Source organism: uncultured Faecalibacterium sp. (assembly GCF_900066275.1).
Classification (GTDB): Bacteria; Bacillota; Clostridia; order Oscillospirales; family Ruminococcaceae; genus Faecalibacterium; species Faecalibacterium taiwanense.
In genome coordinates this window covers 1-20,525 of sequence record NZ_FMFG01000040.1, presented here as the reverse complement: position 1 = coordinate 20,525, position 20,525 = coordinate 1, and the positions used below count along the sequence as shown (strand labels likewise).

The following is a 20,525-nucleotide window of genomic DNA, read 5'->3' as shown; positions in this document are numbered from 1 at the left end:
AAATTGCAGAAGAGATAAAAACATGCCGACCCCTCCCCATAGTATCATAAACGGTTACTGTAATTTATGAAGGAGGGCTTGCCTTTTTTCCGGACTCCGGGGAGAACAACGCTGCTTCGTTGTCCACAAAATGCTGATAAGCGTCCTTGTATGCAATCAGGTGGACAGGATTCTGCAAAATAAACTTGATGGAAAACCGGGTGAACGAACGCCCGGTTTTTGTTTTGATGCCCAGCCGTCCCAGTTCTTCAATCAGACTGGAAAAGTCGCTGATGTTGCGGCTGATGCGGTCCAGACGGTAGACCACAATGGCCTTGAATTTCCGGTCCTTGGCCGCAGTCATCATCTTTTTGAAATCCGGGCGGTTCAGGTTGCCGCCGGAAAAGCCCTCGTCCTCAAAGACAACGGCATGTTCCGCGGCGGCATCGCCGTAGTGAGTGTGGATATATTCGCGGCAGAGGTCAATCTGATTTCCGATACTTTCGCCCTTGCCGGTGTAGCGGGATTTGCGGGAATAGATGGCAATGGTGTCGGCAGTTTTGGCCATAAGATACTCCTTTCCTGTTGTCTGGTGGCCGTAGATGTGGCTATTGTAGCATGGTAGGCCATCTTTGTAAAGAAAAATAACGATAGTCATACATATTTCATCATACTACGAACGGAGGTGTCAAGGATGTGACAAGGCAGAACAAGCGAGGAAGTCAGGATGTTTGACTATTTCTATGGGCAGTCGGGCGAGATGTTCTCGTATTTCCGGGTGCCCAAAATTTTATTTCAGGACATAAAATTCAAGGACCTGTCCACTGATGCCAAAACGCTGTACGGCATCCTGTTGGACCGCATGGGGCTGTCGGTGAAAAACGGATGGCTGGATGAGCAGGGAAGGGTGTATATCATTTTTCCTGTGCAGGAAGTGATGGATGCACTGGGCTGCGCAGACAACAAGGCTACCAAACTGTTCCGGGAATTGGAAAAGTTTGGACTGATTGAGCGCAAACGGCGCGGGCTGGGAAAACCAAATCTGATTTACGTCAAAAACTTTGCAGACCCGCGTTTCCGGAATCGCGAAAAGAACGGTTCCGGTGCCGCGGATTCAGCGCAGCCGGAGGCGGCAAAATCACGAGGAAATAAGACTGAGTGGAATAAAACCGAGGGGAGTGAACCTGATCATTTCTCTTCCGATGCGGAAAGCGAACCGGATGAGCGCACACGGCTGGAAGCGTATTTTATGCAGTCGTTGGAGGTGGACTTGCTGCTCCGGGTCTGCCCGGATGAGGAGGATACCATCGATCAAATCGTGAATCTTCTGGTGGATACCTGCTCTTCGAAACGCAGAATGCTGCGGGTGGCAGGGGATGACAAGCCCGCGGAGGTCGTGCGCAGCCGATTCATGAAGCTGAATGTTCTGGAACGGCACTGCAACCGGGCCAAGATCTCGGTTATCTCGGTACATGGTCTGCGGCATACCCACGCTTCGGTGCTTCTGCTTGCAGGTGTATCTATTGCAAGCGTGGCAAGGCGGCTGGGGCATTCCAGCATGACAACAACGCAGAAAACCTACCTGCACATCATTCAGGAACTGGAAAATCAGGATATTGACCTTGTAATGCGGTCACTCTCTGGATTAAGCTGATAAAATAATCAACCATCGCTCGCGCTGATGAAGGATGATAAGAAAAACGTGGTCGTTTTGATGTTATTCATAATACAAAAAAGAGTGGCAGTGTTCAAAGCGAAATGCTGTCACTCTTTTTTAAAACTTCAACCTCTCCTGCAAAAAGCGGCACAATAGCTCCGCACAGGCGTTGTGTTGTTTTTGGGGACGGAGGAATCCGGCACAAATAGGCGGCAGACCGTCTAATATTACATCCCGGACATTGGACATCTGGTTGCTGGAAGATTTCTCGAAACGGTTCAGAGATACACAATTCTGCTCCTGCGTGCGGTAGAGTACCTGATAAAATTGCTCGACCAGCTCCAGCTGTGGGTGTGCACTGCTCTCCCGCAGTGCCTGCCACAGCGGTGCCAGGGCATCCGGGGCAAAGCCGGGCACCAGCAGGGTCTGCCCGTCCAGCTCTGCCGGTGTAATATGCGTTCGCTCCCAGAAAGGGCTGCTGCGGCAGACCATGACGGCGGCGGTATGCTGTGAAAGGGCGGTGCGTGCAAGCCCCGCAGCACAGCCGCCCAGGTCCATCACCAGCCCGGCATCCAGTGCGCCCCGTTGCAGTTGCACCGGCACTTCATCGTTGGACAGGGAAGTAAGCTCCAAGGGGATGCCGGGGTACTGCTGCCGGAATGCTTCCAGCACCTCCCCCAGATTGGGCAGATAGTCCGGAACCAGTGCCACGCTGATGCCCAGCCGCAGCGGTGCAGACTGGATGTCCTGATAAGCTTGCTGGCACAGGGCATTGAATTGCTGCACCACCGGCGCAGCCTGTGCCCGGAACCGCTCACCCTTTTCAGTAAGAGCCAGATGATTGCGGTTGTTGACAAACAGCTTGCCGCAAAGCTCTTCTTCCAGTGCAGCAATGCTCAGCCGCAAGGCCTGCCGGGACAGATACATCCGCCCGGCGGTGTGGGTGTAATTCAAATCTTCGCACAGCGCCAGAAAATAGCGCAGCTGCTGGATGGTCATGATGTGCTCCTTTTTGCAAAACGCAAGTTTTACTTGATACTTATAAGGATATTATATCTTCTTTTTCTTTGTTTGTAAATGTGATACTTTTAACAAGAACGGCAATGGATTTTTGTCGATACGAAGGATATAGCAAGAAAAGGAAGGAATTATTATGGAAAAGATCTCCCGTAAAGGATTTCTGAAGATCGCAGCAGCTGCTGCCATGAGCGGCGTGACCGCTGCCGGTCTGGCTGCCTGCAATGCAGCCAGTAGCGCCTCCGGCGTTTCCAGTGCAACCGGTATCTACACCCCCGGCACCTACACCGCTACTGCCAAGGGCATGAGCGAGATCACCGCCACTGTCACCTTTGATGCCAACACCATCACCAAGGTGGAGCTGGACCTCTCCGGCGAGACCGAGAGCATCGGCGTTGCAGCCAAGGACAAGCTCATTGAGCAGATCATGAACGCCCAGACCAGCCAGATCGACGGCGTGACCGGTGCAACCGTCACCAGCAAGGCCGTGCAGAACGCTGTGGCAGACTGCATCCAGCAGGCCAGCGGCGGTGCCATCAACCCTGCACAGCAGTCCACCGAGGAGACCTCCTCTACCGCCGACTGGCTGGGTGAGGCACCGGAGATTGCCGAGAGCGATATCAAGCAGACCGTGGACTGCGAGGTTCTGGTGGTGGGCGCCGGTTCTTCCGGTAGCTTTGCTGCCGCCGCTGCCGCCGAGGCTGGTGCCAAGACCATCCTCATCGAGAAGTTTGGTCACGATATGGCCAGCGGCATCCGGGATACGCTGGCAGCCTGCGGCTCCAAGCAGCAGCAGGAGGACGGCGACGACGTGAGCAAGAAGGACGCCGTGCGCTACCTGTGCAACTGGAGTCAGGGATACACCCGCCGCAGTCTGGCACAGGTCTGGGCCGATAAGAGCGGCGAGACCATGGACTGGTTCACGGATGTTCTGGCCGAAAGCGGTATCGACTTCCGCCACGAGATCGACGAAAAGCACGAGGGTGACAATTACGAGGTTCTGGATGTCGGCCACAGCACCCAGTATGGCGAAGAATACAGCGAGCAGCTGACCATGGATGCCGTGCTGAAGCACGCTGAGGCAGACGGCCTTGAAGTGCAGTACGAGATCACCATGGTCAAGCTGGAAAAGGACGGAGACCGCGTCACCGGCCTCATCGCCAAGAATGCCAACGATGAATATGTGCGCTACAACGCTTCCAAGGGCGTGATCCTCGCCTGCGGCGGCTACAGCGGAAACGAGACCATGATGAACGCCCTGCAGCCCCAGAGCGTGGAGCAGACCTGCGTCAACTACTCCAAGCCCGGCGCAAAGGGCGACGGCATCAAGGCGTGCCTGTGGGCTGGTGCCATCATGGACACCACCCACACCTCCATGATCTTCGACCGTGGTGCCATCAAGCCGGACCAGACCGGCGAGTACGGCAAGGCCAGCGATGGTGCCCTCTTCTGGATGGGCAGCCAGCCGTTCTTGAAGGTGAACCTGAAGGGTGAACGCTTTATGAACGAGTATATGCCCTACGATTTGGTGCTGCACGCTGCCGCCAGCCAGCCCTACCACACCTACTGCACCGTGTGGGACAGCAAGTATGCCGAGGACTGCGAGCACTTCGCCACCCATGGCTGCAGCCGTCTGTATCCCCATGTCAACGGCACCAACCCGGTGTTCCCCATGGACTATGTGCAGGCAATGAACGCCGACCTGCAGGATCAGGGCTACATCGTGGAGGCCGACACCATCGAGGAGCTGGCCGACAAGCTGGGTCTGCCGAAGGAGACCTTTACCGCTACGGTGGACCATTACAATGAGCTGGCCGCCAAGGGCGAGGATGAGGACTACGGCAAGGAGAACTACCGCCTCTCCACCCTGAGCGAGGCACCCTTCTACGGCGTCCGTCAGGCCGGCGGCTATCTGATCTGCACCATCGACGGCATCCAGATCGACGACAATATGCACGCCATTGATCAGGACTTCAAGGCCATTCCCGGTCTGTATGTCATTGGTGACATGAGCGGCAACTACTTCTCCGGCAGCTATCCCAGCCTGATGGCAGGTGCCGCCGCAGGCCGCAGTGCCACCTTCGGCCGCCTTGCCGGTCAGAACGCTGCCGCAGGCATCTGATTACAACGTTTTCCTTCTCTTCTAATTATATCTGCACCTGAAAAAGCCGCTCCGGGTCTAGCCGGGGCGGCTTTTCTGATGAATGCGGAGAAGAAAATGTATTCTCAGGCGTGAAAACCGCTCACTGCCCTTCTTTTCCGTTCGGATGCTCGTCCTTCTCCAGAACAAGATCCATGAGATATTCAAAGGTGATAAGCACGCGCGCATAGAAATAGTTGGCGGTAAGGTTCCGGTCGTCCAGCATCTTGTCGTCCAGCAGCACAAAGGCAGGGTCTGCACAGCGGGCGATGGGAGAATTGTCGGCACCCACAAAGGCAATGATGCTCCGGTGCTGTGCAAAGGAATCCTGTACCGGCTTCAGGATGGTGCCAGTCTTTCCACTCTTGCTGATGGCAATGACCAGCCCGGCATTCAGTGCACCGCTTTCGTAGACCTCATAGCTGTTGGAGCCGATGGCGCAGTAGCCCAGAACCAGCAGCTTCCGCACCATAAATTCCTGCAAAGGGGCACAGAACCCGGTGCCTGTCACAAGGATGGGCTTTTGCCGGTTGGCGTGGAGCAGCTCCACAAAGCGGTGTATTTTTTCTTCTGGGATACCCCCGATAAAGGCGGTGATGTCGGAGGCGTGGTTTTTGTTGTCGATCTCGTTCTGGATCAGAAAACCGATGCGGTAGATCATATCGGTGTAGCCGGTATAGCCCATCTTTTTGCTCAGCCGGATCACGGCCGCGGGGGAGGTATAATTCTGCGCTGCAAACTCTCGCACGCTGCACTGACCGCCGTTTTTTGCGGTTTCCAGCACCGCCTGCAAAAGCTGCTGCTCGTTGGCATTCAGATGGTGCTGATCTGCCAGTTTATAAAGGTCGTGTTTCATATTTTACTCCGATTTTCGAATCAAAGAACGGCTTGATTCCATAAAGTATACGCTGAATCGCGTATTTTGTCAATAAACATTTCGATGTATCCAACATGAAAGCGAAACATGTTTCAGCTTTTGCGAACAAGTTCAAAAAAAGTCCAATTCGGTAGATTTTTTTGTGCAGAGTGATATAATCAAGCCATCGAAACGGTAAGGTGCACCCCCGAAACGAAGAGACAATTTGAAAAGAGAGATTCATGGAACGTTAGGAGAACACCAATGAAACAAAAAGTTATGGATGCTATGCAGAGCTTTTCCAGAGCTCTGATGGGCCCCGTTCTGTTCCTGCCCATTGCGGGTATGCTGCAGGCGATTTCTTCGGTCATGAGCAACACGGCACTGGTGACAGAGGGCGGTGTTGTCTGGACCCTCGGCAAATTCATCAATGGCGGCGTTGGAGCAGTCATTGGCAATCTGGGTATCCTGTTCTGCGTGGGCATCGCAATGAGCCTTGCCAAAAAGCGCAAGGCAGATGCGGCATTTCTGGCACTGGTCAGCTATCTGGTCTGGCTGGCAGCCAATTCCCGCTGGCTGGATGTGGCAGGACTGACCATCGCCGGTGATACGGCAAGCGCTTTGTACGGCACCGGTCAGACCATCTGCCTCGGCTATCACGTTACTGACATGGGCGTATTTCTGGGCATGATCCTTGGCGTGGTGGTGGCGCTGGTCCACAACCGCTTCATCGACACCGAGTTTGAAGGTGCCATGGCCATGTACGGCAACAGCAAGTTCGTCTTTGTGGTGCTGCTGCCCATCGTTCTGGTCATGGCGGTGGTTGCCAGCTACGTCTGGCCTGTGGCTGCGGCGGGTATCAACGCCCTGACCGGTGTCATGGCAAGTGCAGGCGCGTTCGGTGTGTTCCTGTACGGCTTCTTGAACCGCGTGCTGATCCCCACGGGTCTGCATCATCTGGTCTGGTCGCCCTTCCTCTACTCCGCACTGGGCGACAGCATGATCATCGGCGGTGAGCAGATCGTTGGCGCAAAGCCTGTGTTCCTTGCCCTGCTCAGTGACCCCAGCGTGGCAATGATGCGGGATTCCGCACGTTTTCTGACCTACGGTCTGATGAAGACCTTCGGCGTGATCGGCGTGGCAATGGCTTTCATCTCCACCGCCAAAAAGGAGAAGAAGGCTGCCACCAAGGCACAGATCATCCCGGCTACCCTTACCGCCTGTCTGGTGGGCGTGACCGAGCCGCTGGAATTCACCTTCCTGTTTGCAGCTCCCGCGCTGTGGCTGGTGTACTCGGTTCTGGACGGTCTGTTCCAGATGATCGTTTACCTTGTGGGCATCCGGGTCTGCGCCACCAACGGCATCATTGATTTTCTGGTGTTGAACCTGCCTGCCGGTATCGGTCGCACCCGCTGGCCGCTGTATGTGCTGGTGGGTCTGGTGGAGATCGTGGTAATGTACCTCGTTTTCCGCTTCCTCATCGTGAAGATGAACCTCAAGACCCCCGGCCGTGAGGACGGCGAAGAAGTCACCGACCTTGCTGCAAACGCAGCTGCTGTCAAGCAACAGATCCGCAGCGGCGCAGCCGAAAAGACTGCTGCCAGCGCAAACGATGCACAGACCGCAGCCCATATCGTGGAAGGACTGGGCGGTGCAGAGAACATCCTGAACACCGATAACTGCATGACCCGTCTGCGAGTGCAGGTCAAGGATGCCGCTCTGGTCAAGGACAAGGAGTGGTTCAAGCCCACCGGCTCCGCAGGTCTTGTGGTAAAGGGCAACAACATCCAGATCATTTACGGCCCCAAAGTGGGAAAGATGCGTGCCATCGTGGACAGCTACCTTGGCCGCGCAGAATAAGATATCCGCTTTTATTCATCATACAAAAAACATTATAATAGGAGGCTTGCCTTATGAAAACGTTCAAACTGGTCATCGCCGGCGGCGGCAGCACTTATACCCCCGGCATCGTCAAGAGCCTGCTGGTGCAGAAGGATCGCTTCAAGCTGAATGAGCTGGTGCTCTACGATAACAACGCAGAGCGTCAGGAGGCTGTGGGTGTCATCGTCCGCCATGTGGTGGAAATGTTCGACCCGGAACTGAAGCTGACCCTGACCACCGACCCGGAAGTTGCCATGACCGATGCCGACTTCATCTTTGCACAGATGCGTGTCGGCCTGTACGCTATGCGTGAGCAGGACGAGAAGATCCCGCTGAAGTACGGCGTTGTGGGTCAGGAGACCTGCGGCCCCGGCGGTCTGGCTTACGGCCTGCGTACTATCTACCCCATGGTGGAGCTGATCGATTACTGCGAAAAGTACGCAAAGCCCACCTACTGGATCGTCAACTACTCCAACCCCGCTGCCATCGTGGCAAAGGCAACCTTCCGTCTGCGCCCGAAGGCTCGTATCCTGAACATCTGCGATATGCCGGTTGCCATCGAGCGCAACATGGCCGAGATTCTGGAGTGCGACCGTCATGATCTGGAAGTGGACTACTTTGGTCTGAACCACTTCGGCTGGTTCACCAAGGTGCGCCTGAACGGCGAGGATGTGACCGAGAAGCTCAAGAGCTATGTAGCAGAGCACGGCTATATGCCCCAGAACGCCAAGAGCGATGTGCTGCACAGCGATCCGTCTTGGCTGCACACCTACGCAAACGCCAAGAACATCTGCTCTGCTTTCCATGACTATCTGCCCAACACCTATATGCAGTACTACCTGCTGGGCGATGAAGTTGTAAAGAGCAGCGATCCCAACCACACCCGTGCCAACGAGGTCATGGAAGGCCGCGAGAAGCGCATCTTTGATGCTGTGGCAGATTATCGTGCCGGTAAGGACGTAGACCTGACCAAGTTCTTCGGCGGTGTGCACGGCGAGTTCATCGTGGACGTTGCCATGAGCCTTGCCTTCGACCTGCGCAAGCGCTATCTGGTCATGGTGGAGAACAACGGCGCTGTGGAGAACCTGCCCTCCGACGCCATGGTGGAGATTCCCGCTTATATCACCGACCGCGGCCCGGAACCCGTGCGTGTGGGCGAGATTCCCACCTTCTACAAGGGTCTGATCGAGCAGCAGGAGGCTGTGGAGAAGCTGATCGTGGATGCCGCTGTGGAGCACTCCTACGAGAAGGCACTGATGGCCTTTACTCTGTCCAAGACCGTGCCCAGCCTGCTGGTCGCCAAGAAGATCTTGGACGATATGATCGTTGCCAACAAGGCTTACTGGCCGGAGCTGCACTGATAAGTACTTCGTCAGCGGCTGATACCGGACAACTGAGCCCATAAAACATTGAACGCCTCCCCGGCATTCCTTCCAAGAAGGATGCCGGGGAGTTTTTTTGCTGTCATATTTACAAGTCAGAGGAATCGAAGAAGTTTTTTAATGTAGGCCCGATATATTCCGGCACAGCAGAGGATGCTACGCAGCTGGCGGACTGCTAGTCTGGAAATCGTGGAGCAGAGGGAAGGCTGAAAAATTTTTCAGAAAACCTCTTGACCCTGACGCAGCGTCATAGCGTATACTGTGGCTGTCGCAAGGGAGGACAGCAAGATGATGACAGTGAACGAAGTGAGCAAGCGGACCGGAGTGAGCATCCGGACCCTGCAGTATTACGATAAAATCGGTCTGCTGCGCGCGGCGGGCCGTACCGAAGCAGGCTATCGGCTGTATGACGATGCCGCGCTGGAACGTTTGCAGCAGATCTTATTGTTCCGGGAACTGGAATTTCCGCTGAAGGACATCCGGAAAATCGTGGAGAATCCTGCTTTTGACCGGCAGAAAGCACTGGAACAGCAGATCACACTTCTGACATTGAAAAAGCAGCATCTTGAAAATCTGATCGGCCTTGCGCAGAAAATTCGATCCACAGGAGGAATGGTTATGGACTTTACCGCATTTGATACGCAGAAGATCAAAAAGTATACCGAGCAGGCCAAAAAGGAATGGGGCGAAACGCCGGAATACAAAGAGTTTGAGGAAAAAACTGCCCATGAGACCGAGAAAGAGGTTAAGGACATGAGCAGACAACTGATGGACATCGTGGCGGCATTCGGCGGGATGCAGAGCAAAGACCCGGCGGACTCTGAAGTGCAGGCACAGGTGAAGAAGCTGCAGGAGTTTATCACAGAGCACTACTATAACTGTTCCAAGGTGATCCTGAATCAGCTGGGGCAGATGTATGGGGCAGGCGGAGCATTTACGGAAAACATCAATGCTGCCGGCGGTGCCGGTGCCGCAGAATTTGCGCAGAAAGCCATTGAGATTTATTGCAAGTGAGCCCAAAAACGCTTTGCGTGATTCAGTCACAGAAATCATAAATAGGAAATGTTATCATATAGATAAAAGAAACACACCGATAACATTCCAATGGAGGATTTCGATATGAAGGCAAAGTTTTACATCTGCAATCACTGCGGCAACCTCGTCACTACCATCCATAACGCAGGCGTTCCGCTGGTCTGCTGCGGGGAGAAAATGAAAGAACTGGTTCCCAACACGGTGGAAGCCAGCGGCGAGAAGCATCTGCCGGTGGCAGAGCTTTCCGGCAGTTGTCTTACGGTCACAGTGGGCGCGGTAGAGCACCCCATGGCGGATGTTCACTATATCCAGTGGATTTTTTTGGAGACTGAGAACGGCGGGCAGATCCGCTATCTGAATCCGGGGCAGGCTCCCAACGCGGTGTTTGAACTGGGAAGTGAAAAGCCGGTGGCCGTTTACGCATACTGCAATCTGCATGGGCTCTGGATGACGAAACTCTGATACAATCAATGCAAACGGGGAGTGATTTGATGTCACTCCCTGTTTTTTGATGAGAACTTTATGCGGTTCTTTTGGTTCGGAACTGTGTATAAATGGGATGGATAAAATGAGTAGGCACATTATATGCGTTTGTTAAACGCTGATAGCGTTTAATTTTTTGCGTGGAATCGTGAAAATGAGACCTGTGAAAAACGTAGAAAATTTGATATGGTTGCGCTGTAAACTAAGACATATTGATGTTTTTGAAACGAGTTTATAGTGAAATATGTGTAATTCGAGTGCAGATATTCATTCTTGTGAGTTTGTTGTGTGAATTTGTCACGTTCCGCCGCAAAAAGGACTTGACGGAAAAAATACTCTGTGGTAATTTATGAGCAAATTCGCTTTTGTGAAATAAAGTCGAATTTGTATCCGCGATTTGCGGAAAAAGAAGGGGATTACACAGGAACAGTTGAGTATAATGCTGAACGTTAGTGCGAACCATCTTGCAAAAGTTGAAACGGGAAGCCGCTGCTGCTCGATTGAGTTGCTGCAGGATCTTTCGTCCTGCCTGAATGTCAGAACGGACTATCTGCTGAACGGAGATGCATCGCATAACAACCATCTGAGGGAAAGGCTGACGTTTCTTGCACAGGAATTAGAAAAGATTACGGAGGATCTCCCGGTATGGGGATAGGAAAAGCAAAATCCTCTTTTTCAATGCCCAAAAGCGTGGTAGAATAGGTAAAAGATTCAGTATCTGAAAAACGGAGCGCGCAACAATGAAGATTCTGGTCAGCGCCTGCCTGCTGGGCGAAAACTGCAAATACAGCGGCGGAAACAATTACAATCAGGCGGTCTGTGATTTTGCGCGGGGGCATCAGGTGGTTCCGGTCTGCCCGGAGGTTTTGGGCGGCCTGCCCACACCGCGGTGCCCGGCGGAAATCGTGCAGGGCGTTGTCACGAACAAAGAGGGCATCAATGTGGACCGGGAGTTCCGGGCAGGTGCAGCGAAAGCCCTTGCCATTGCAAAAGAAAATGGGGTGGAGCTTGCCATCCTGCAATCCCGCAGCCCCAGCTGCGGCGTGAAGGAAATTTACGATGGAACGTTTTCCGGGACAAAGATTCCCGGACAGGGTGTTTTTGCCAAGATGCTGATGGACGAAGGCGTCCGTGTTCTGGATGCCGGGGAATTGCCTAAAATTATCTTGAAAAATGAGGACGGAAAATGTCAATCAGACTGATTTGCAGCGACATTGATGGTACGCTGCTGCAATACGGCAAAAAGAAACTGGAAGACGAGATCTTTGAGCAGATACGGGAGCTGCATCGGCGCGGCATTCTGTTTTGCCCGGCATCTGGTCGGCAGTATACCAGCCTGCGCAAGCTCTTTGCACCGGTGGCGGACTGCTGTGTGTTTCTCTGCGAAAACGGCGGCGTGATCTATAAGGACGAACAGTGCATCGCCAAGAATCCGATGCCGCGTGCATTGGCCGAAGAAATCGCCAACGACCTGTGGACCCGCAGCGACGGGCAGGGCGAGGTAATGCTTTCCGGTCAGAATACTGCATACCTGATGGAGCGGGGTCTGGGAATGCTCAAGCGTATTCAGTTCATCGGGAACAATTATCAAATCATCCATGACCCTTCCGAGGTGCCGGAGGAGATCACAAAAGTATCGGTGTATCTGCACGAAGGCGTAGAATCTTACACGGAACGGTTTGTCCCACGATGGAAAGAGGCGAACTGCGCTGTGGCAGGGCCGTACTGGATCGACACCACCTTTGCCAACAAGGGCATCGGTGTGCACAGCATCTGCAAGACTCTGGACATTGCCCTTGCCGATGTGATGGCTTTTGGCGACAATTATAACGATGTGTCGATGCTGGACATTGTGGGTGTGCCCTACATTATGGATGGTGCCGCCGCACCGCTGCGGGAAAAGTACCCGAACCATACACCCCGCCCAGAGGATGTGCTGCGGGAGTTCTTGAAGCGAGCGTAAATTTGGAACACGCACGTTCCAAATTTGAAATGATACGATACAAGCTGCACGGCATTGCTGGAAGAACTGCGCTGACAGGAGAATTTTATGACAGAGCGTTATTGTGAGGGTGAACGGTTTGCTGACCTGTCGTTCACCGAGGAGGCTTTTGAGGATTGCGACTTTACCGACTGCGTGTTTGTGGATTGCTCCTTTACCAAATGCGAACTGGATCATACCACGCTGAACGAGTGCAAATTCGTGCGGTGTGAGATCACGGGTCTGCGCAGCACCCATTCTTCGGTGCAATCGCTGGATTTTGAGGACTGCCGCCTGAATGAAATTGAGTGGGCACCGCTGATGTCCAACGGTGCCTTCCCGGACCCTATCCACACGCTGAAAGAGTGCAGTCTGAAATATAACACCTTCACCGAAATGAACTTTAACCGCTTCGACTTTTCGGATGGCAACGAAATTGTCGGCTCCATGTTTGCCAAATGCGAGATGCAGCTGGCGAATTTCAAGGGAGTGGAACTTCACGAAACGGAATTCTACCAGTGTGACCTGCGCAAGGCGGATTTCCGGGATGCTACAGGCTATAAGGTGGACATTCTGGGCAGCCGCCTGAAGGATGCGAAATTTTCCCTGCCGGAAGCGGTGAATCTGCTGGCAGATTTGAAGATCAAGCTGTCGTAAGAAGGAGAAAAAATGCGTCAACTCATCATTGCACGAAAAGATCTGCAGATGTCGCCTGGCAAGCTGGCGGCGCAGTGCTGCCACGCTTCGCTGGCGTTCCTCACCGACCCCATCGGCATGGGACAGGGCGTGGAACCCATCGAGAAAGACGGAGAAATTACCGGCTATCGGGCAGAAATCATGTTGGAGAAAGCAACCTATGAAGAATGGTTCGATGGCTCTTTTACCAAAACTATCTGCGGGGCAAAGAACCGCAATCAACTGCTGAAAGCAAAGACAATTGCCGAGGAATTGGGCCTTGTGGAAAACAAAGACTTCTTCCTTATCCGGGATGCCTGCCACACCGAGCTGGAGCCGGAAGAATTTGATGAAAACGGAGAAGGCATGACCCTGACCTGCATCGGTTTCCGCCCGCTGCCGGATGAAATTGCACACCAGATCAGCCATAAATTTCATTTGTATTGATTCCTGATTTACGGAATACGAAAGAAAGTCCCGGCCATTCTCCTGTGATTTGCAGGAAAATGGTCGGGATATTTTGCTTTTTATTGAAGATTCATCCATGCCGCCAGCGCGTCCTCGGCGGCGGGGTCTGTGTGGTAGTAGTCGCTGACGTAAACGCCGAACGCAACGCAGACGGCCAGCAAAATGGCCAGCAGCCAGAGAAAAACTCTGCGGGGAAACGATTTTTCTTCTGGTTCTTCATAGAACTCCTTTATTTTATAAGCATTTTCCGCAATCGCTGCAGCCGTTGCAGATCAGTTTGCTGCCACAGGTCTCGCAGTTTGTACGGAAATGGGGCACATAGAGATCTTCCTGCGGGATGTGGTAGCCCCAGTCGTCCACGAGGTCAAAACGGATGGGCCTTCCCTGAAAGTTCATACCGGATTTATAAGCCATCCGGCTTTGCAGCTGCTTGCTGGGCAGGTGGTAGCGTTTACCGTCTTTGATGAACACAGTGCCAGTCTCGATAAAGCAGAAGGTCACGTTGGCATCCACGCATTCCTGCCGGAGAGACTTGACCCAATCGAAATTGCAGGGGCGGGCACCATCGTAGTTTTCGCCGCCGCAGATGACCTGCTCGATTTGCCCGGCGGAAAGGTACTGCCGGATGCTTACTGGCCCGATGAAGGGCGCGCACATGATGCCCTTGTGCTTGAAGGGCAGGTCAAACAGAATGGGAATGCGCTCATCGGCGCGGCGCTGATTTTCACAGGTGACGTTGAAAAAGATGTTGTCCCAACCGCTGCCCCAGTCCGGCGGCAGGCACTCCCGTACCCGCTGCGGCCGTTTGGTGAGCAGAAAAAACACCACATCGCTGCGCTGGCGCATGATGTCCCACGCCTCAGACCGCCACGGGTCGGCTTCTTCCAAGAAGAAATCCGAGGTCATGCAGACCCGGATCTGCTCACCACTCTGGATTTTGTAGTGTCCGGTGCGGTCTTTCTGGAGCGGGTAGGAAAAGCCGCTTTTCGTTTTGTAGATCTCGGCTCCGTTCTGGTCCCTCATCCGGTCGAGAAAGTACATATAGCAGTTCTGGCAGCCCTCGCTGCACTTGACGCAGCCGTGCCATGGATTCCAGATGTCGTGCAGGAAGCTCACCTTCTTTCTGTACCTATTATAATAGCTGCGCGGACAGGAAACAAGAGCACCCCTTGCGCCGCCCCATCGGATGTGATAGGATGAAGAAAACCATGTGAGGGAGGAACCACCATGCCGTTTCTGATGATCCGCAACGACATCACCAAAGTGGCAGCGGATGCCATTGTCAACCCGGCCAACCGGAACCTTTTGCAGGGCAGCGGCACCAGCCGCGCCATCTATCAGGCGGCAGGGGAGCAGGAACTGACCGCCGCCTGTGAAGCCATCGGCCACTGCGATTTGGGCAGAGCCGTGTGTACTCCGGCATTTGGTCTGCCAGCAAAGTACGTTTTCCATGCAGTCTGCCCAGCGTGGCACGGCGGCGGGTTCGGCGAAGCAGAACAATTAGCCAGTGCCTACCACTCTGCACTGAAATTAGCCGCAAAGTACCACTGCGAAAGCGTGGCCTTCCCGCTGCTGTCCAGCGGGAACTATGGCTACCCCAAGGAACAGGCCTTCCGCATTGCGGTGGACACCATCACACAGTACGTCATGGAGCACGACCTGACCGTGTATTTGGTGCTTTACGACCGGGACTCGCTGGCCGTGAGCCGGAAGCTGTTCGCCTCGGTGGAGGAGTACATTGACGACCACTATGTAGCACAGAACGATGAAAGCTACGGATTTGGCCGTCGGCGCAGGGAATTGTCAGAGCGGCGGAGGCTTCTGGAAGAAGATGCCGCCGTGCCGATGCTAGGTGCAGTTCCGGCACCCGCCGCGGCACTCAGGATAGCCCGCAGTCTGGAAAGCCTGATGGACAACCTTGGCGAGAGCTTCACCACCCGGCTGCTGCGGCTCATTGACGAGCGGGGGCTGAAAGACTCCACCGTGTACAAGCAGTCCAACATCTCCCGGCAGCATTTCTCCAAAATTCAGTGCAATCGCGACTACAACCCTAAAAAGAAAACCGTGCTGGCCTTTGCGGTGGGGCTGCACCTGTCCGAAGATGAAACCATCGACCTGCTCAAGAGCGCGGGCTATGCCTTTTCGGATGGCTCCAAGCGGGACTGGATCGTGCGGTATTGCCTGGAACACAAAATCTATAACATCAATCAGGTCAATACGCTGCTGTTTGAATACGATCAGGAACAGCTGGGAGCGTAATTTGTCGCCTGCCCGTTGACCTTTTGCCCTCCGGTTTGTGGTATCCTTTTGCCAACGAAAGCGATACACCACAAAACGGAGGGCATTGTTGTGAAGAAAAATCTTACCGAGCTTGTTTTTATCCTTGACCGCAGCGGCTCCATGGGCGGGCTGGAGCAGGATACCATCGGCGGGTTCAATGCTATGTTGACCCGGCAGAAGGAGCAGGAGGGCGAGGCCAATGTGACCACGATCCTGTTCGACCATGAGGTGCAGCTGCTGCACGACCGTTTTCCGCTGAAGGCTGTTGCGCCGCTGACCGAAAAGGACTATTACGTCCGGGGCTGCACGGCGCTGCTGGATGCCATTGGTTATGGCATGGAAAAGATGGTGAATATCCAGCGCCATCTGCCGGAGAGTGAGCGCGCCGAAAAGGTCATCTTTGTTATTACCACGGACGGCTTGGAAAACGCCAGCAAACGGTTTAGCTATGAGAAGATCCGCCGGATGATCGAGCGGGAAAAAGAGCAATACGGCTGGGAGTTCCTGTTCCTCGGTGCCAACATGGACGCCGTGAAGGAAGCTGCCCGCTTCGGCATCTCGTCCGACCGGGCTGTGCGGTTTGAGAATGACGAACAGGGCGTGGCGGTCAACTACCACGTTGTCAGCGAGACGGTTTCCCGGATGCGGGAGGCACCCTGCTGCGCGTCCATCGGCGCAGAGTGGAAAGAACAAATCGAAGCTGATTTCCAGAAGCGGCATCACGGGTAAGGGAGGAAACAGCCATGTTAGGAGCAATCTTGGGTGACATCGTGGGCAGTCCCTATGAATTTGACCACAACAATTACAAGCACAAGGATTTTCCGCTGCTGAGCGAGAAATCGCACTTCACCGATGATACCGTCATGACCGCTGCGGTGGCAGTTGGTCTGATTGACGGAAGGGGTCTGCCGGAGAGAACATTTTGTGCAGTGCAGCATGAAATGCGGTTCTGGGGCCGTGAATATCCCCATGCCGGTTACGGCGGGATGTTCCGCCGGTGGCTGCACGCAGAAAATCCGAAGCCCTATGGCAGTTTCGGCAACGGCTCGGCTATGCGGGTGTCAGCAGCGGGCTGGCTGTTCGATACGCTGGACAAAACGCTGGAAATGGCAAAAGTGACCGCTGAAGTCACCCACAACCACCCGGAGGGCATCAAAGGCGCGCAGGCCACGGCGGCAGTGATTTTTCTGGCCCGTACCGGCCACAGCAAGCCGGAAATCAAACAATATGTGGAGCAGACCTTCGGTTATGACCTGAACCGTACCTGCGATGAAATTCGGCCGACCTATCATCATGTGGAGACCTGTCAGGAAACTGTGCCGGAAGCAATCATTGCTTTTCTGGAAAGCGTCAGTTTTGAGGATGCACTTCGCAATGCGGTCTCTCTGGGCGGCGACAGCGACACCCTTGCCTGCATCACCGGCGGCATTGCCGAAGCTTTTTACGGGATGCCGCAGGAACTGCGGGACGAGACTTTGAAACGTCTGCCGGAGGATATCCGGGAAGGATATGAGCTGTTTCGGTGGAACATCGGCCAGAGATAAGACATTCGGAGAACCAAGGAGCAGATACAACACACTCGTGATGTGAAGTATCTGCTCTTTGGTTTTTAATAAGATTCGATGAAGGGCGTCTTGCATCGGCCTGAAAAATCCGATATACTGAACCCAGAGAGTATATCGAATTTTTTGGGAAGAGGAGAGAACGGTATGGAACATCTTTATGAAAAGGCACTGGAAAGTGCGGAATATATCAAGACGCACACGAAAAAGCGCCCGAAGATCGCGGTGGTGCTGGGCTCCGGCCTTGGCAAGCTGACCGCGGACTTTACGGACACGGAAGAACTGTCCTACAAGGATATCCCCAACTTCCCGGTATCCACGGTGGCAGGACACAAAGGCGCATTGTTGGCTGGCAAGCTGGGGGACACGGAAGTCTACGCCATGGAAGGCCGCTTCCATTTCTATGAGGGCTACTCCATGAAGGAAGTCTGCTACCCGTTCTATGTGTTCAAGCTGTTGGGCGTGGAAAAGGTGGTGTTGACCAACGCCTGCGGCGGCATCAACCGGGAGTTTGCGCCGGGCACCCTGATGCTCATTACCGACTTCATCAACATGATGGGCACGAACCCCCTCATTGGCCCCAACGATGAGCGCTTCGGCCCCCGCTTCCCGGACATGACCGAACCTTACAGTCTGGAACTGCGGAACCTTGCCAAGCAGACCGCCGATGAACTGGGCATTGCCTACAAGGAGGGCGTTTACATGGGCTTTGTGGGCCCTTGCTATGAAACGGCGGCTGAAATTCGCGCCTTTGCGGGGATGGGAGCCGATGCCGTGGGCATGAGCACCGTGCCGGAAACCATGGTCTGCAACTACATGGGCATGAAGGTACTGGCCGTCAGCTGCATCACTAACATGGCCACCGGCATCCAGACGGTCAAGCATAGCCACGCCCGCGTGCTGGAGATCGCAAATCAGGCAGGCGATACCCTGTGCCGATGGCTGGGTGCGGTGATTCAGAGAATGGAGTAAAAAAGATATTGAAAGCCATCGATCAAAATTTCCGAGCATCGCTACGGACGGCAGAGGAACGCCCCGTAGCTGGTACAGGCAGTCAAGGAAAAACGCGGTGCGACCATCTGCAAAGACCTGAAGGGCATCAAGGCCGATACGGTGCTGTGCCCCTGCCCGGAGTGCGTCCGCAATGCAGTGCTGGCCTTGGGTGCTGGATGAGCAGTCAAAAATATGAAACAGGCGTGCAGAAAACAACCCTTCTGATCACTTTTTGCTGAAAAATTGCTGTGAAAAGTAATATACCTATTGACATGGTATGTAAATGGGCATATGATACAGGCAATTCGTCGAACAAAAAAGTGAAAGGAAGGGTTTTGTTATGCCCAGAATCAGCGAAATCAACCCGGAAACTGCACCGGAAGCGATCCAGAAAATCATTGCAGACCATCTGGCGGACGGCCACGCTCTGACCGCAGAAAAGCGCACATTGCTCCACAATGCAGCGGCATTCAATGCTGTGGAGGCCGGTTCTTATGCGCTGGATGATGAACTGCAGCGGCTCATCGGCAAGCGTGCAGCCGATTTTTACGAATATGCTATTTCCCAGAAAAACGGCTGCCTTGTGTGCAGCATTTACTTCCAGAATCTGCTCAAGAAAAACGGCATCGACTTTGAGAATTTTGCATTCACTCCCAAAGAGGAGATCCTGATCGAATACGGTCAGGCCATTGCAGAGGACCCCAAGCATGTGCCGGAAGAGCTGTTTGCAAAGCTGAAGGCAAACTTTACGGAGGAAGAGATCGTGGTCATCACGGCGATGGGCGTGATGATGATCGCCAACAACTACTTTAACGACATTCTGGATGTGACGCCGGACAAGCTGGTTTGAGCCGAAAATCGGGAGGGGAGAGCAATGGCAGGACTGGTGCATTCCATCGAGGAACTGGTGGGGCGCACCCCGCTGATGGAGCTGGACCGCTTTGAGCGGCAGCAGCAGTGCGGGGCGCACCTGCTGGCAAAGCTGGAGTTCTTCAACCCAACCGGCAGTGTGAAAGACCGGGCTGCGCTTTCCATGCTCAATGCTGCGGAAGAAGCCGGACTGCTGAAACCCGGCGGTACCATCGTGGAGCAGACCAGCGGCAACACCGGCATCGGTCTGGCCGCGTTTGCAGCAGAGCGTGGGTACAAACTGGATATTTTTCTGGAGCGGGGTGCCTCGCTGGAGCGGCGGCTGATGCTGCTGGCCTACGGGGCACGGCTTCTGGATTACAAAGATGCCACCGGGGAGCGTCCGGAGACGAAGCGCACCCACCCCTGGCAGGAGCCAGAGCGGGAGGCGACGCTGGATGAGATCGCAGCCTACTGCCGCCGCACCGGAGCTTACTTTAACAATCAAGCGGCAAACCCGGCGAACCCCGAGGCGCATTACTGCACCACTGGGCCGGAGATCTGGCAGGATACAGAAGGCCATGTGGATATTCTGGTCTGCATGGCGGGCACCGGCGGCACGGGTTTTGGCACAGCAAGTTATCTGCGCAGCCGCAACCCGGATCTGCAAGTGGTTCTGGTGCAGCCCCATCCGGACTCCCGCCTGACCCCGGAGCACCCGGATGCGCAGATCATAGATGGCGTTTTGCCGGCGTATGATGTGCCGGAAAGCGCACTTTCCGACTATCTGCGGCCAGACTGGAGCGATGCGTGCATCAATGTCCGCGCCGAGGAAGCCTACGAAACGGCCCATGAGGTGCTGCGGGCGGAAAGACTGTTTCTGGGCACATCGGCAGCAGCGGCTTTGCACGCAGCGGTGCAGGTGGGCCGCAGACCGGAGAATCAGGGAAAGAACATCGTGGTCATCGTCCCGGACAACGGCATGAAATATCTGTCTACGCCGATGTACCGGCAGAAATGATAAAAACACGATGATGCGACTGAATTTCGAAAAGATTGCATAGGATTTTATAAAAGTATTATTCTTTCATGAATTTTAGCACTCTTCTATTGACACTGCTAATGAACGGTGCTATAACAGTGGCGTGCTCAGGAGGAAGGGCAAAAGGAGAGCCGCTAGGCTCCCCGGAAAGCCCTTCTGAATGGACGCTTCAGATTTTTTGCCCCGACCCGAACGCCGGGATTGGAGGAATGATTTATGCTTATGCCGACTGTTTTCCATGAAAA

Annotated in this window: 20 protein-coding genes and 1 pseudogene; 17 read left to right on the top strand and 4 right to left on the bottom strand. The window is 54.3% G+C overall.

Annotated features, from left to right (window positions below; genetic code table 11):
- Positions 1–226: 226 nt before the first annotated feature.
- Positions 227–547: pseudogene (locus QZL71_RS11165) on the bottom strand (recombinase family protein); the annotation flags it as partial.
- Between the two features lie 159 nt (positions 548–706).
- Between QZL71_RS11165 and QZL71_RS11160 the strand changes: the two are divergent.
- On the top strand, positions 707–1,633 hold the full coding sequence (locus QZL71_RS11160) for a replication initiator protein A (protein ID WP_294648816.1): 927 nt from the start codon (positions 707–709) through the stop codon (positions 1,631–1,633).
- 120 nt (positions 1,634–1,753) lie between these two features.
- Here the strand turns inward: QZL71_RS11160 and QZL71_RS11155 are convergent, their stop codons facing one another.
- Positions 1,754–2,635 (bottom strand): LysR family transcriptional regulator, encoded by an 882-nt coding sequence (locus QZL71_RS11155; RefSeq protein WP_294648814.1) that lies wholly within the window; start codon positions 2,633–2,635, stop codon positions 1,754–1,756.
- A 154-nt stretch (positions 2,636–2,789) separates the two neighbouring features.
- Here QZL71_RS11155 and QZL71_RS11150 point away from each other — a divergent pair, with 154 nt between their 5' ends.
- Complete coding sequence (locus QZL71_RS11150) at positions 2,790–4,775, top strand: FAD-dependent oxidoreductase (protein WP_294648812.1); 1,986 nt, start codon at positions 2,790–2,792, stop codon at positions 4,773–4,775.
- A gap of 121 nt (positions 4,776–4,896) precedes the next feature.
- On the opposite strand, the gene QZL71_RS11145 is transcribed toward QZL71_RS11150, so the two are convergent.
- Positions 4,897–5,649: a MurR/RpiR family transcriptional regulator gene (locus QZL71_RS11145; protein ID WP_294648810.1), complete on the bottom strand. Its 753-nt coding sequence runs from the start codon at positions 5,647–5,649 to the stop codon at positions 4,897–4,899.
- A gap of 264 nt (positions 5,650–5,913) precedes the next feature.
- Here QZL71_RS11145 and QZL71_RS11140 point away from each other — a divergent pair, with 264 nt between their 5' ends.
- From QZL71_RS11140 to QZL71_RS11100, 9 genes are all read left to right on the top strand, one after another.
- A complete protein-coding gene (locus tag QZL71_RS11140) occupies positions 5,914–7,509 on the top strand; it encodes a PTS transporter subunit EIIC (protein ID WP_120080781.1) in 1,596 nt (531 codons plus the stop codon).
- Between the two features lie 53 nt (positions 7,510–7,562).
- Positions 7,563–8,891 (top strand): 6-phospho-alpha-glucosidase, encoded by a 1,329-nt coding sequence (locus QZL71_RS11135; RefSeq protein WP_120080779.1) that lies wholly within the window; start codon positions 7,563–7,565, stop codon positions 8,889–8,891.
- Between the two features lie 309 nt (positions 8,892–9,200).
- Entirely contained in the window at positions 9,201–9,926 is a 726-nt protein-coding gene (locus tag QZL71_RS11130; protein WP_294648808.1) for a MerR family transcriptional regulator, read from the top strand.
- Positions 9,927–10,031: 105 nt separating this feature from the next.
- Complete coding sequence (locus QZL71_RS11125) at positions 10,032–10,409, top strand: desulfoferrodoxin family protein (RefSeq protein WP_294648806.1); 378 nt, start codon at positions 10,032–10,034, stop codon at positions 10,407–10,409.
- 418 nt (positions 10,410–10,827) lie between these two features.
- Entirely contained in the window at positions 10,828–11,085 is a 258-nt protein-coding gene (locus tag QZL71_RS11120; RefSeq protein ID WP_294648803.1) for a helix-turn-helix domain-containing protein, read from the top strand.
- Positions 11,086–11,170: 85 nt separating this feature from the next.
- Positions 11,171–11,632 (top strand): DUF523 domain-containing protein, encoded by a 462-nt coding sequence (locus QZL71_RS11115; RefSeq protein ID WP_117535089.1) that lies wholly within the window; start codon positions 11,171–11,173, stop codon positions 11,630–11,632.
- Complete coding sequence (locus tag QZL71_RS11110; RefSeq protein ID WP_294648801.1) at positions 11,617–12,393, top strand: HAD-IIB family hydrolase; 777 nt, start codon at positions 11,617–11,619, stop codon at positions 12,391–12,393. The genes QZL71_RS11115 and QZL71_RS11110 overlap by 16 nt, the downstream gene beginning before the upstream one ends.
- Positions 12,394–12,480: 87 nt before the next feature.
- Positions 12,481–13,068 (top strand): pentapeptide repeat-containing protein, encoded by a 588-nt coding sequence (locus QZL71_RS11105; RefSeq protein WP_097779531.1) that lies wholly within the window; start codon positions 12,481–12,483, stop codon positions 13,066–13,068.
- Between the two features lie 12 nt (positions 13,069–13,080).
- Positions 13,081–13,533, top strand: a complete 453-nt coding sequence (locus tag QZL71_RS11100) for an aminoacyl-tRNA hydrolase (RefSeq protein ID WP_005946299.1) — start codon at positions 13,081–13,083, stop codon at positions 13,531–13,533.
- Positions 13,534–13,788: 255 nt separating this feature from the next.
- On the opposite strand, the gene QZL71_RS11095 is transcribed toward QZL71_RS11100, so the two are convergent.
- On the bottom strand, positions 13,789–14,670 hold the full coding sequence (locus QZL71_RS11095; protein ID WP_363912688.1) for a DUF5131 family protein: 882 nt from the start codon (positions 14,668–14,670) through the stop codon (positions 13,789–13,791).
- 111 nt (positions 14,671–14,781) lie between these two features.
- Here QZL71_RS11095 and QZL71_RS11090 point away from each other — a divergent pair, with 111 nt between their 5' ends.
- From QZL71_RS11090 to QZL71_RS11065, 6 genes are all read left to right on the top strand, one after another.
- Complete coding sequence (locus QZL71_RS11090; protein WP_294648799.1) at positions 14,782–15,813, top strand: macro domain-containing protein; 1,032 nt, start codon at positions 14,782–14,784, stop codon at positions 15,811–15,813.
- Between the two features lie 90 nt (positions 15,814–15,903).
- A complete protein-coding gene (locus tag QZL71_RS11085) occupies positions 15,904–16,563 on the top strand; it encodes a vWA domain-containing protein (RefSeq protein ID WP_294648797.1) in 660 nt (219 codons plus the stop codon).
- 14 nt (positions 16,564–16,577) lie between these two features.
- Positions 16,578–17,378: an ADP-ribosylglycohydrolase family protein gene (locus QZL71_RS11080; RefSeq protein WP_294648795.1), complete on the top strand. Its 801-nt coding sequence runs from the start codon at positions 16,578–16,580 to the stop codon at positions 17,376–17,378.
- Positions 17,379–17,543: 165 nt separating this feature from the next.
- Positions 17,544–18,368: a purine-nucleoside phosphorylase gene (locus QZL71_RS11075; RefSeq protein ID WP_294648793.1), complete on the top strand. Its 825-nt coding sequence runs from the start codon at positions 17,544–17,546 to the stop codon at positions 18,366–18,368.
- 361 nt (positions 18,369–18,729) lie between these two features.
- On the top strand, positions 18,730–19,239 hold the full coding sequence (locus tag QZL71_RS11070; protein ID WP_097778866.1) for a carboxymuconolactone decarboxylase family protein: 510 nt from the start codon (positions 18,730–18,732) through the stop codon (positions 19,237–19,239).
- 24 nt (positions 19,240–19,263) lie between these two features.
- Positions 19,264–20,259: a PLP-dependent cysteine synthase family protein gene (locus tag QZL71_RS11065; RefSeq protein WP_294648791.1), complete on the top strand. Its 996-nt coding sequence runs from the start codon at positions 19,264–19,266 to the stop codon at positions 20,257–20,259.
- Positions 20,260–20,525: the final 266 nt, after the last annotated feature.